This window comes from Bartonella japonica (genome assembly GCF_040545385.1).
GTDB lineage: Bacteria > Pseudomonadota > Alphaproteobacteria > Rhizobiales > Rhizobiaceae > Bartonella > Bartonella japonica.
Genome location: NZ_JBEPLT010000004.1, coordinates 15,651 through 28,676, shown reverse-complemented (window position 1 = coordinate 28,676; position 13,026 = coordinate 15,651). Strand labels below are relative to the sequence as shown.

The window sequence follows — 13,026 nt, the reverse complement described above, 5'->3', positions numbered from 1 at the left end:
GAAGGTATTATTTTTTTGCACTCTGTGTTTGTGCTAAACTGCTGTTTTTGTAAACAGGGCAAATGTCATTTGAAGAAAACTTTTTTCTTTATCTATTTGAAATAAAAAGTTTTTTATGGATTGTTTCTATGTAAGTTTTCTATCCAGTGGATATTTCTAAGATTTAGTCTTATTGGGACACAAATATTAATTAAATTTAAGTTTTGAAATTATCCTTTATCTTTTTTAGTCTATTTGTGTTGGTGATGGGGTAGATTCCAGTTACTTTATAAAGATGACATAAAATAAATTTCTCTCTCGAATGAAAGGACTCCAAACTCATTCAAAGCTCTTTGTCCATTTTTTAAAAACAAAATTAGCAGAGCAAAATGAGATTGAATTTTTTATTTTTCAGTGACTTTTACAATGAAACAAATAATACTCTTCAGACGAATTTTTGTTGCAACTACAGAAGAATTTTTGTTGCAATTATTTGATGCAAGTGGTTTGACTTTTTAAAAATTAGAGCAGCTTGGTACTTATTTTTCCATCATTAAAATAAAATGCTATTTGACCTTTTAACATCTGCTCGGCTTTTTTCCCAAATATTTCATAGCGCCAGCCATTCATAGCTGGAATATTTTTTTGAGTGCATCCATTTGCAATTTTTTCTAAGTCATTAGAAGTTGCAATAACTTTAGGTGCAATGCCATTTTCATTCGCAACAAGCTTTAATAACACTTTGAGAAGATCAACAACAGCAGTTGAAGCTTCATTAAGTGGATTATGTTTAGGAAGAGGAGGCAAAGTAGCAAGATCAACTTCGAAGCCCTTGTTAACGGCTTCGATTAATGTTTGTGCGATTGAAAGTTTATCCCAATTTTTATTAAGACTGCGCAAACGTTTCAAGGACGATTCGTCTCTTGGTTGTTGAATGGCAATTTCGATAAGACACTCATCTTTCATAATATGACGACGTGGGACATTATGCTTTCGTGCTTGACATTCACGCCAAGCAGCTATTTTTTGTAAGATGGCCAATTCGCGTGGGTTTTTAATTTTTCCTTTCACTTTTTTCCATGCTTCATCTTCTGGGATATCATAGGTTTTGGGTGCTAAAAGGATTGCGATTTCATCATCCATCCAGTGGGTGCGTTTGTTTTTTTCTAGCTGTTTTTTTAATGAGAGGTAAACATCTCTTAGATAGGTCACATCTGAAAGTGCATAGAGGAGTTGTTTTTCGGAAAGAGGTCTGTAGCTCCAGTCTGTAAAACGAGATGATTTATCAAGTTGATGCCCTGTGCAACGTTGTACAATTTGGTCGTAAGAGATAGAATCACCAAATCCACAAATTGATCCTGCTATTTGCGTGTCAAAAAGAGGAGAGGGAATGATTCCTCCAAGATGATAAATCGTTTCGATATCTTGACGTGCAGCGTGAAAAACTTTAACAATTTTTTCATCGACCATGAGATCAAAAAATGGTTTTAAATCAATATCTTGTGACATAGGATCAATAAGGGCTGTTATGTCTGGAGATGCAAGCTGAATGAGACATAATTGTGGCCAAAAAGTTGTTTCGCGCATAAATTCAGTATCGACCGTTACAAAATCTGAGGTTCGTAAAGTGTCGATTGCTGTTTCAAGATCTGTTGTTTTTGTAATAAGATTCATCATTGTTTTATTATAGCTAGATAAATTAAATTTGTCTTTTATTGACTTTTTTTTTGAGTCTTTATTCTCATATCTTGACAAATGGTTGTTAAAAAGCGTTTGTAGCGCAGTGGAATATTTAATCAAAGGCAAAAACTATGCATCGTTATCGCAGTCATCATTGCGCTGCTCTTCGTAAGTGTGATGTAGGAACACAGGTTCGTCTTTCGGGATGGGTTCATCGTGTTCGTGATCATGGAGGAATCCTTTTTATAGATTTGCGTGATCATTTTGGAATCACACAGATTGTGGTTGATCCTGCTTCACTAGCTTTTAAAATTATTGAAAAAGTACGTTCTGAGTGGGTTATTCGTGTGGATGGCGAAGTATGTGCACGTTCTGATGAGGTTATTAATACATCTCTTCTGACAGGTGAGATTGAAATTGTTGCAAAAGAGGTAGAAATTCTTTCAAAGTCTGATGAACTTCCTCTTCCTGTTTTTGGAGAGCCTGATTATCCAGAAGATATTCGATTGAAGTATCGTTTTCTTGATTTACGTCGGGAAACTATGCACAAAAATATTATGCGTCGTACTGAAATTGTTTCTGCCATTAGACGGTCTATGCAAGAGAACGGCTTTACAGAATTTACGACGCCACTTTTGACAGTCTCATCACCAGAAGGAGCGCGCGATTTTTTGGTTCCAAGTCGTGTTCATCAGGGAAAATTTTATGCATTGCCACAAGCACCTCAGCAGTACAAACAGCTGTTGATGATGTCAGGTTTTGATCGTTATTTTCAAATTGCTCCATGTTTTAGAGATGAAGATCCACGAGCAGATCGTCTCCCTGGTGAGTTTTATCAATTAGACATTGAGATGAGTTTTGTAGAACAGGAAGATATTTTTTGCACAATGGAACCCATTATGCGTTCTCTTTTTGAAGAATTTGCTAATGGAAAGCCTGTCACACAAAGTTTTCCTCGTATTTCCTATGATGAAGCAATGCAAAAATATGGTTCTGATAAACCTGATTTGCGTAATCCTATTATTATGGAAGATGTTTCTCAACACTTTTACGATTCTGGCTTTAAAGTTTTTGCTCAAATTTTAGCGAAAGATAAGAATGCACAAGTTTGGGCTATTCCTGCTAAAACGGGTGGAAGTCGTGCTTTTTGTGACCGTATGAATGTATGGGCACAAGGTGAAGGACAACCAGGACTTGGTTATATTTTCTGGCGTGAAGAACAAGGAAAATTTGAAGGTGCTGGCCCTATCGCAAAAAATATTGGTGTGGAAAGAACAGAAGCACTCCGTGTACAGCTTGGGCTTGAAGGTGGTGATGCTTGCTTTTTCGTGGCAGGTGATCCAAAGAAATTTGCATCTTTTGCAGGGGCTGCACGGACGAGGGTCGGAGAAGAATTAAACCTTGTTAATCGGGAGTGTTTTTCTTTAGCGTGGATTGTTGATTTTCCATTCTTTGAATGGAATGAAGATGAAAAAAAGATTGATTTTGCACATAATCCTTTTTCTATGCCTCAGGGGGGAGAGAAGGCTCTTGAATGTCAGGATCCTCTTACTCTTAAAGCTTTTCAGTATGATTTGGTATGCAATGGTTATGAGATTGCTTCAGGTGGAATCCGTAATCATTCACCAGAGATGATGCTTAAAGTTTTTAATCTTGCTGGTCTTTCTAAAGAGGTGGTAGAAAACCGTTTTGGAGCTCTTTATCGTGCCTTTCACTATGGAGCTCCACCGCATGGTGGTATGGCGGCTGGTGTTGACCGTATTGTTATGCTTTTGCAAGGTGTAAAAAATTTACGTGAGGTTGCTTTATTTCCTATGAATCAGCAGGCGCTTGATCTCTTAATGAGCGCTCCATCTGATGTTTCTTCTGCACAATTGCATGATTTAGGGATACGAGTTACTCCTTCTGCCAAAAATAGTTAATAAATTGTAGTTATTTGCTATTACATTTAAGTAAATTCATAAAATTTTTTGTGAAGGCATGTGTATATTGTAGTTATATTTAAGATTTATATTATTTATCATGTAATATTATATTAATGACTAAATCATTGTAATATAGAATATATAAGTTTATATATATAAATTTTAATCTATAATATAATTATTTTATACTTTGTATTTATTCTAAAATTTTTCATTATTAAGTTTAGTAATGAATTGTATTATCTATGTTTTCTGATGATTTTTTGATTGTGTTTACAGCTTAAAGACAATTATTATATTATTCTTTTAAGTTTTTTTTAAGCTAATATATTAAGCATTTTTATGTTTCGTTAAAACGAAATGTAGAATATGTGCATAATTTTTTAAAATTGATATAATTTTTTGTTCATGTTTTAAGCATAATATTTACTTTTATATATTTGATTTTTAATAAAAATAGTCAATTGATGAAAAATTGCACTAAAGAAATCAATTATGAAATAATTAATCGTTATTGTAGGAATTATTGTCCTAATACTATGTTGATAAAATGATGTTACCTTTTGATAAAGAACATATTGAGCAAATAGAGTTACGTTCCGCTTTACAAGAGCGTTATTTGGCTTATGCACTTTCGACGATTACGCACCGTGCATTACCTGATGTGCGTGATGGATTAAAACCTGTTCATCGGCGTATCGTTCATGCGATGCGTTTGCTTAAACTTAATCCAGAGCAATCTTATGCGAAATGCGCACGGATCGTTGGTGATGTCATGGGAAAATTCCATCCGCATGGTGATGCATCTATTTATGATGCATTAGTACGCTTGGCTCAGAGTTTTGCTGTTCGTTATCCATTGGTTGATGGACAAGGCAATTTCGGTAATGTTGATGGTGACAATGCTGCTGCTATGCGGTATACGGAAGCGCGTATGACTGAAGTGGCTGCGTTGCTGCTTGAGGGTATTAATGAAAATGCGATCGATTTTCGTTTAACCTATAATGAAGAAGATGAAGAGCCAGTTGTTTTACCCGGCGCTTTTCCTAATCTTTTAGCAAATGGTTCATCCGGTATTGCTGTTGGTATGGCAACATCTATTCCACCCCATAATGTTGCTGAACTTTGTGATGCGGCACTGCATTTGATTGCTTATCCAGATGTCAGTGATGAAGAATTAAATCAATTTGTTCTTGGTCCTGATTTTCCAACAGGCGGTATTTTGGTTGAGCCTAAAAAGAGTATTGAGGAGTCTTATCGTACGGGACGTGGATTCTTTCGATTGCGTTCGCGTTGGCATCAGGAGATCGGTAGCCGTGGTTCTTACGCTATCGTTGTTACTGAAATTCCTTATCAAGTTCAAAAGTCGCGTCTTATTGAAAAAACAGCAGAATTATTGCTTGCACGGCGATTACCAATGCTTGAAGATATTCGCGATGAATCTGCAGAAGATATCCGCATTGTACTTATTCCCAAAAATCGTACTGTTGATCCTGAACTTCTTATGGAGTCTCTTTTTAAATTGACTGATTTTGAAGTAAGATTTCCTCTTAATCTTAATGTTTTATCTTTGGGAAAAATACCGAATGTTCTTTCTTTGCGTGAAAGTTTGCAACAATGGCTTGAACATCGTCAGGAAGTTCTTGTTCGTCGTTCTCATTATCGGCTTAGTGAAATTGATAGCCGATTAGAAACTCTTCAGGGTTATCTTATTGCATATTTGAATCTTGATGAAGTAATCCAAATTATTCGTGAAGAGGATGAACCAAAAAAAGAATTGATTGATCATTTTAAATTAACAGAGAATCAAGCTGAAGCTATTCTTAATATGCGCTTGCGTTCTTTGCGTAAGCTTGAAGAATTTGAAATTCGTAAGGAATTTGAAAGTTTGAGGGATGAAAAAGAAAAACTGCAGCATTTGTTAGATTCACCTACAAAACAATGGAAAATAATTTCTGAGGAAATCATAAAAGTTCGTAAAATTTTTGGTCCGGATACTTTCTTAGGAAAAAGACGTACGACATTTGAAGAAGCACCAAGGCATGATATTGATGATATTCATCAAGCAATGATCGAGAAAGAGCCAGTTACGATTGTTATTTCTGAAAAAGGTTGGATGCGTTCTTTGAAGGGGCATTTGAATGATTATAATACGCTTTCTTTCAAAGAAGGGGATTGTTTAAAATTAGCGTTTCCAGCATTCACTACAGATAAAATTGTGGCGATAAACACTGGTGGAAAATTTTTTGCTATTGCTGCAAATAGTTTGCCTGGAGGACGTGGACATGGTGAACCAATTCGTCTTTTAGTTGATATGGATGATGAGTACGATCTTCTTACAGCTTTTGTGTATGATGCACAGGAAAAACTTCTCTTAGTTTCCTCTCATGGAAATGGTTTTATTGTACCTGCTACGGAAATTATCGCAAATACACGAAAAGGAAAACAAATTATGAATGTGAAGTCTCCTGATTCAGTAAAGCTTTGTGTTCCGGTAAAAGGTGATCATGTTGCAGTGGTTGGCAAAAATCGTAAAATGCTTGTTTTTTCTATCGAGCAAATACCAGAAATGAGCCGCGGTAAAGGTGTCCGTTTGCAACGTTACAAAGAAGGCGGTGTTGTTGACGTCAAAACCTTTAATTTATCAGAGGGATTAAGCTGGCAAGATACAGCTGAACGTTGTTTTAATCGTCAAGCTGCTGACCTTATTGAGTGGATAGGAGTTCGTGCAGGGAGTGGGCGTTTGGTTCCAAAAGGCTTTCCTAAATCAGGAAAATTTATCAATTAAATTTAGTCTATCTTATTGGTAAATTATAAAGGCAGAAAAACGAATATTGTATGGCTTGATGTTGTTACAGTATTCTAAAAAGGGTATTTAAAAGCTTTTTATAGCAAAGTCTATTTATTAGGAGTGCTGGTGACATTGCCTAAAAAGATGTCCACGCTCTGCCCATAATACAAGAGCTATAGCAATAAGACTTAAAAAGAAAAAACTTGCTGCATTGGGTGTGGTTGTTTCATTAAATTGTTGTGCAACAAAAAAGCTAATTCCAGCACCAATGGATGTTTGTAAAAAGCCAGATACAGAGGAGGCTGTTCCAGCCACTTCTCCCATGGATTCGAGAGCGAGTGTATTAAAATTAGCCATAATGCCTCCGCAGGTAAACATGAGTGTGCAAAATAAAAGCATGTAGAAAGGAAAAGGGATGATACCATCGCTTAAGATGGCTCCAATAAACCAGATGCATGAAGTAATACAAAAGAGCAAAAGCATAGAGTGTGCGATACGTCGCATTCCGAGACGTCCAACAAGGTGAGAATTAAAGAATGAAGATAGAATTTGAAATGCCGCACCGACAGCAAAGGCAACAGGAAACCAGAGCCCTAGATTATAGATCCCTTCATATGTTTGTTGTGATGTATTTACGGAGATAAAGATACAGCCTAAAATAATGGAAGTTGCTAGCGTATAGCAAAGAGTTGTACGATTTATTACAACAAACCATAAGTTGTGTTTGATTGAAGAAAAGGATAAGGAGCGTTGTGTATGAAGAGTTTCAGGTAAACGCAGATAAATCCAAATCATCAGTCCAAAACCAATCATTGCCATAAATATAAAAATAAACTGCCAATGCCCAGATAGTAAAATGACTTGTCCTGTTGCGGGACCAATCATTGGTGCAATAAGAAAAATCATCATAACAATAGACATAACTTCTGCCATTTTTCTACCGCTATAGAGATCACGAACAACTGAGACTGTGAGTATGCGCATGGAAGCTCCTCCCATACCTTGTAGGATACGGAGGACAAGCAATAAAGAAAAACTGGATACAAAGGCACAACCAATTGCAGCAAATGAATAAAGTGCAAGACCGATAAGAATAATTTTTCGTCGTCCATAACGATCACTTATAGGACCAAAAAATATCTGTGTGATGCCGTAGCTGATAAGATAACTAGAAATGATATAATGCTGATCATTTTCGTTGATAATATGTAGACTATTCAAGATATCGGGCATAGCTGGCAGCATAATGTCAACGGCTATAGAATTAATCGCCATAAGTGCACCAATAAGAAACACAAATTCTTTATAGCCAATTTTCTTTTTAATCGCATCACTATGCGCTTGTTCATCAACTGCATATGACATACGGCATCCTTGAAATAAAAATTCTTAACAAATACAGCCTCTACTTAAGAGTCTGAATAACGAGCTCTCTTTAAGAAGCTGAATAAAATAAAAGATACCTATGGTTCATTGCAGGGAATGCTTTTTTTCTTTAGTAGCTCTTGCAATTCATTATTTTGGAACATTTCTTTCACGATATCACAGCCACCAATAAATTCACCTTTGATATAGAGTTGCGGAATTGTTGGCCAACTTGAATAATCCTTAATTCCTTGACGCAATTCGTCAGAAGTTAAGATATTGATCCCTTTATATTTTAATCCTAAATAGTTCAGGATTTGCACAACTTGTCCTGAAAATCCGCATTGTGGAGCATCTGGTGTTCCCTTCATGAATAAAATGACATCATTTTTCTTAATTTCGTTGTCAATAAAATCATGAACAGTGCTCATCTTTATTCCTCGATATTGCAGATTTTGTAAGTGTATATTTATATTTTCACTCTTTTTTAATCGTATTGAGTGAATGAATGCAAGAAGAAATTTTTAAATTATTTAGGAACACTGGTTTGCAATGCTAGAGCATGGAGGTTATTCCCCATATTTCCTTTAAGGGCATCATAGACCATTTTATGTTGCTGAACACGGCTTTTGTTACGAAAACTTTCAGAAATCACTTCTGCAGCGTAGTGCTCTCCATCGCCAGCAAGGTCATGAATTGTCACATGTGCATCGGGAATAGCTTCGCAAATAAGTTTTTCAATGGTATGGGCATTCATCGCCATGATTATTTTCCTTTATTTGTTCTTTTTTGTAAAAATAGCATAAGTCAAGATAGACAAATAGCTCTTTATTATTCGCCCATAAATTGCGGAAGCCAGCTTTCGTAAGCTTGTGTGAGTTGGTCTATCGAAAGTGTTAATATTCCATCTATATCAAGAGAATGTCCTTCAACTGTGCCAAGTTTTGTGAAAGAAATCGCGTTCATTTTTGCAAGTTCTTTAAAATTGTTAAGAGCATGAGGTTTGACAGATAAAATATAACGTGCTTGATCTTCTCCAAAAAGCTCTGCATGATGGGGTGATTTGTTGCTTAATTTGGCTTTAATTCCTTTACCTGCTTTAATGATCATTTCTGCAAGTGCAATGGCTAAGCCTCCATCCGAAAGATCATGGGCAGCATGAATAAAACCACGATGAATGACATCTCGAACAAATTCTCCATGTTTTTTCTCAAGTTGTAAATCTATATGAGGCGGTGCACCTGCATCAAGATGTAAAATATCACGTGCATAGATTGATTGTCCTAAATGAGAACCACAAGCTCCAATCAAAACAATATAATCTCCATTTTGCATACCACTGATTGTTACCATTTTAGACCAGTCGTCAAGAAGACCAACACCAGCGATTGTAGGTGTGGGAAGAATTGCTTTTCCATTGGTTTCATTATAAAGAGAAACATTACCTGAAACGATAGGAAAATCGAGGGCTCTACAAGCTTCACCTATACCTTTAATAGCGAATACCAATTGTCCCATAATTTCAGGTTTTTCAGGATTACCAAAATTGAGATTGTCTGTTGCTGCCAATGGTATCGCACCTGTTGTGCTGATATTCCGCCAGCATTCTGCAACAGCTTGTTTTCCTCCTTCATAAGGATCAGCTTCACAATAACGAGGAGTGACATCAGAAGAAAAGGCAAGGGCACGTTTGTCATTATTGTTTATACGAGTGACACCTGCATCGCCTCCTGGACGAACAAGAGTATTTCCTTGGATAATAGTATCATATTGTTCATAAACCCAACGTCGCGAACTTTGATCGGCAGAGTTTAATAATGTAAGGAGCGCATCACCAAGATTTTCAACTTGCTCAACTTCTTCTGCTTTTAGAATGGGCTTTTGGACAGGCTCACTCCAAGGTCGATCGTAAATAGGTGCTTCATTCCCGAGCTCTTTGATGGGAAGATTGACGACTTCCTCTCTTTGATGCACAACACGAAAACGTAAATCATCTGTTGTTTTCCCAATAATAGAAAAGTGAAGTCCCCATTTGTGGAAAATTGTAGCTGCCTGTTTCTCTAGTTCTGGTTTCAGTACCATAAGCATACGTTCTTGGCTTTCAGAAAGCATCATTTCATAGGCTGTCATATTTTCTTCACGAACGGGTACTTTATCAAGATTAAGCTGTATTCCTAAATTCCCTTTTGCACCCATTTCAACTGCAGAAGATGTTAAACCTGCTGCTCCCATATCTTGAATGGCAATGACAGCACCGAGATCCATGAGTTCTAAACATGCTTCAAGAAGACACTTTTCTGTAAAAGGATCTCCTACTTGAACAGTTGGGCGTTTTTCGCTGATTGAATCATCAAATTCGGCAGAAGCCATTGTTGCTCCCCCAACACCATCACGCCCTGTTTTGGCGCCAAGATAAACAACAGGAAGTCCTACTCCTTGTGCTTTAGAGTAAAAAAGGGAATCTGTTTTTGCAATGCCAGCGACAAAAGCGTTAACAAGGATATTGCCGTTATAACGTTCATCAAAATTTATTTCTCCACCAACGGTTGGAACACCAAAGGCGTTGCTATAACCACCTATTCCAGAAACAACTCCAGCAACAAGATGGCGTGTTCGGGGATGATCTGGAGCTCCAAAACGTAACGCATTCATAGCTGCAACAGGACGAGCACCCATCGTAAAGACATCACGCAAAATACCACCAACACCCGTTGCTGCACCTTGATAGGGCTCAATGTAGGAGGGATGGTTATGGCTCTCCATTTTGAAAACTACGCATTGTCCCTCACCAATATCAACAACACCAGCATTTTCACCAGGTCCTTGAATGACACATTTTCCTTCTGTTGGAAGAGTTTTAAGCCATTTTTTAGATGATTTATAGGAACAATGTTCATTCCACATTGCAGAAAAAATTCCTAACTCAGTAAATGTGGGCTCTCTTCCAATTAAAGTCAGGATATGTTGATATTCATCATCTTTTAGGCCGTGTTGCACAATCAATTCTGGTGTAATGGCGATGTTATTACAAGGCTTCATGAGTATTTATCCATCAAATTAATCAAAATTTAGCATTTTCAGTACTTTAAATCTAGCGGTTTAGATTATAAACGATTACGTTGTTTGGTTGTGTGAGAATTTATAAATTTTCAACTGAGTTTTTGGTTATTTGCTTGGTGGCTCGCACAATCCGCAACGGTTCCTGAAAAAAGTTCAGTAAAAGTTTTCGAATAAATCTTTGTGCGTTTAGGAAAATACTACTCTGCGTGTTTTGAAAAACACCCTTCATTGTATTTCTAAAATATTTGATTCGTAAATTTATCGCGTAAGAAGCAACATAAGATTTGGTTTTTAAAATAATCAGAGAGCACAAGACCTTTTTTCTCATCATCCATTGACCAATTCTAAAGCACTTTGGAAAAGTAAACGGCCGTCAGTGCCACCATGTGCGGGTTCGATAAAGTTTTCAGGATGAGGCATCATACCAAGAATAGTACCAGCTTTGTTGATGATACCAGCAATATTATTTATCGAACCATTAGGATTTGTATTTTCTGCATAACGAAAAACAATTTGCTCATTGTCTTCTATTTGTTTTAATGTTTCATCATCAACAAAGTAATTTCCATCATGATGGGCAACGGGACAACGAATGATTTGTCCTTTAGAATAATACCGAGAAAATTTTGTTTTGGCGTTTATTACTTCAAGTTTTACTTCACGACAAACAAATTTTAATGAAGCGTTACGCATCAAAGTACCAGGCAATAACCCAGCTTCCAACAAAATTTGAAACCCATTACAGATGCCTATTATTGTAACGCCTTGTTGTGCTTTTTCACGAACGGCTTGTAAAACTGTTGTTCGTGCTCCAATCGCACCGCATCTTAAGTAGTCGCCATAAGAAAAACCACCAGGAATAACAATAACATCTACATCTGGTATTGTTGACTCTGTTTGCCAAATTTTAATTGGTTCAACCCCTGTTATATGTTGTATTGCAGCAACCATGTCTTGATCGCGATTGAGTCCAGGTAATTGAATGATAGCAGTTTTCATGAAGAGACCTTAGAAAATTTCTATAGTATAATTTTCAATGACAATATTTGCCAGCAATTCTTGGCACATCTGTTGAAGTTTTTCTTTTGCTGCTTCAGCAGGCTGATCATCAAGCTCAATATCAAAAACTTTTCCTTGGCGAATGGAGTGAATGCCTTGAAAAGTTAAACTTTTTAAAGCACCGACAATTGCTTCTCCTTGTGGGTCAAGGACACTGCTTTTTAAAGTAACTGTAACACGTGCTTTCATTTTTTATTTCCTGTTTCTAGAAGTCCTCTCTTAGAAGAGATCACCGATATAAGGAAGGTGAAATTCTGTCACCTTGCTGTTTACTTTACTAAAACTGGACCACTTGGTCGTGGAGGTTCATTTTCATTCATGATACCAAGACGTTTTGCAACCTCTTGATAAGCATCAATAAGTCCTCCCATATCACGTCGAAAACGATCTTTATCCATTTTTTCTCGTGTTTGCATGTCCCAGAGCCGAGCAGAATCAGGTGAAATTTCATCAGCAAGGACAATGCGCATTGTTTCATCTTCCCACAGGCGACCAAATTCCATTTTAAAATCAATTAATTGGATATTAACACCTGCAAAAAGTCCACAAAGGAAATCATTAATACGAACAGAAAGTTGCATAATATCTTCTATTTCTTGTGGCACAGCCCACCCGAAAGAAGTAATGTGTTCTTCTGTAACCATTGGATCGTCAAGAGAATCATTTTTATAATAAAATTCAATAATTGATTGTGAAAGAGCTGTTCCTTCTTCTAGTCCCAAACGTTTAGCAAGAGAGCCAGCTGCAACGTTACGAACAACAACCTCCAAAGGAATAATTTCAACGGCTTTGATAAGTTGTTCGCGCATATTTATACGCTTGATAAAATGTGTCGGAATGCCCAAACGACCAAGATGGCTAAAAATATATTCTGAAATACGGTTATTTAAAACCCCTTTTCCATCGATAATTTCATGCTTTTTTGCATTAAAGGCAGTTGCATCATCTTTAAAAAATTGAATATAAGTTCCAGCTTCAGGTCCTTCATATAAAATTTTGGCTTTGCCTTCATAAATACGGTGGCGACGATTCATTGTGTTTCTCTATTTATCTGAGAGGTTTTAATAATAATAACAGATGATACTATCCTAATTGGCAGGAATTCTCAATGACTGCTATCACACTTCATACAGTTTTTATTATTGAAGTTCTCAAAAAGAAACAAGA

The 13,026-nt window shown here is 36.6% G+C and carries 10 protein-coding genes; 2 read left to right on the top strand and 8 right to left on the bottom strand.

From position 1 onward, the window contains the following. Positions 1–501: 501 nt before the first annotated feature. The gene (gene rnd / locus ABID39_RS02910; protein WP_354185867.1) at positions 502–1,656 is read right to left on the bottom strand and encodes a ribonuclease D; all 1,155 of its coding nucleotides are present in this window, start codon (positions 1,654–1,656) and stop codon (positions 502–504) included. A 134-nt stretch (positions 1,657–1,790) separates the two neighbouring features. Between rnd and aspS the strand changes: the two genes are divergently transcribed. Together aspS and parC are read left to right on the top strand one after the other, a co-directional pair. After that, positions 1,791–3,581: an aspartate--tRNA ligase gene (gene aspS, locus ABID39_RS02905; protein ID WP_354185865.1), complete on the top strand. Its 1,791-nt coding sequence runs from the start codon at positions 1,791–1,793 to the stop codon at positions 3,579–3,581. A 553-nt stretch (positions 3,582–4,134) separates the two neighbouring features. Next, positions 4,135–6,372 carry a DNA topoisomerase IV subunit A gene (parC, locus tag ABID39_RS02900; RefSeq protein WP_354185863.1) on the top strand — a complete coding sequence of 746 codons (2,238 nt, stop codon included), beginning with the start codon at positions 4,135–4,137 and terminating at the stop codon, positions 6,370–6,372. Between the two features lie 117 nt (positions 6,373–6,489). Here parC and ABID39_RS02895 read toward each other — a convergent pair whose 3' ends face one another. From ABID39_RS02895 to purC, 7 genes are all read right to left on the bottom strand, one after another. After that, positions 6,490–7,740 carry a multidrug effflux MFS transporter gene (locus tag ABID39_RS02895; RefSeq protein ID WP_354185861.1) on the bottom strand — a complete coding sequence of 417 codons (1,251 nt, stop codon included), beginning with the start codon at positions 7,738–7,740 and terminating at the stop codon, positions 6,490–6,492. Between the two features lie 98 nt (positions 7,741–7,838). Then, positions 7,839–8,171: a Grx4 family monothiol glutaredoxin gene (grxD, locus tag ABID39_RS02890; RefSeq protein ID WP_354185859.1), complete on the bottom strand. Its 333-nt coding sequence runs from the start codon at positions 8,169–8,171 to the stop codon at positions 7,839–7,841. A 98-nt stretch (positions 8,172–8,269) separates the two neighbouring features. Then, the gene (locus ABID39_RS02885) at positions 8,270–8,503 is read right to left on the bottom strand and encodes a BolA/IbaG family iron-sulfur metabolism protein (protein ID WP_354185857.1); all 234 of its coding nucleotides are present in this window, start codon (positions 8,501–8,503) and stop codon (positions 8,270–8,272) included. Positions 8,504–8,571: 68 nt separating this feature from the next. Beyond that, positions 8,572–10,779 (bottom strand): phosphoribosylformylglycinamidine synthase subunit PurL, encoded by a 2,208-nt coding sequence (purL, locus tag ABID39_RS02880; RefSeq protein WP_354185855.1) that lies wholly within the window; start codon positions 10,777–10,779, stop codon positions 8,572–8,574. Between the two features lie 348 nt (positions 10,780–11,127). Next, entirely contained in the window at positions 11,128–11,799 is a 672-nt protein-coding gene (purQ, locus tag ABID39_RS02875; protein WP_354185853.1) for a phosphoribosylformylglycinamidine synthase subunit PurQ, read from the bottom strand. Positions 11,800–11,808: 9 nt separating this feature from the next. After that, complete coding sequence (gene purS, locus ABID39_RS02870) at positions 11,809–12,048, bottom strand: phosphoribosylformylglycinamidine synthase subunit PurS (protein WP_354185851.1); 240 nt, start codon at positions 12,046–12,048, stop codon at positions 11,809–11,811. A gap of 80 nt (positions 12,049–12,128) precedes the next feature. Next, on the bottom strand, positions 12,129–12,893 hold the full coding sequence (gene purC / locus ABID39_RS02865; protein WP_354185849.1) for a phosphoribosylaminoimidazolesuccinocarboxamide synthase: 765 nt from the start codon (positions 12,891–12,893) through the stop codon (positions 12,129–12,131). Between the last annotated feature and the right edge of the window lie 133 nt (positions 12,894–13,026).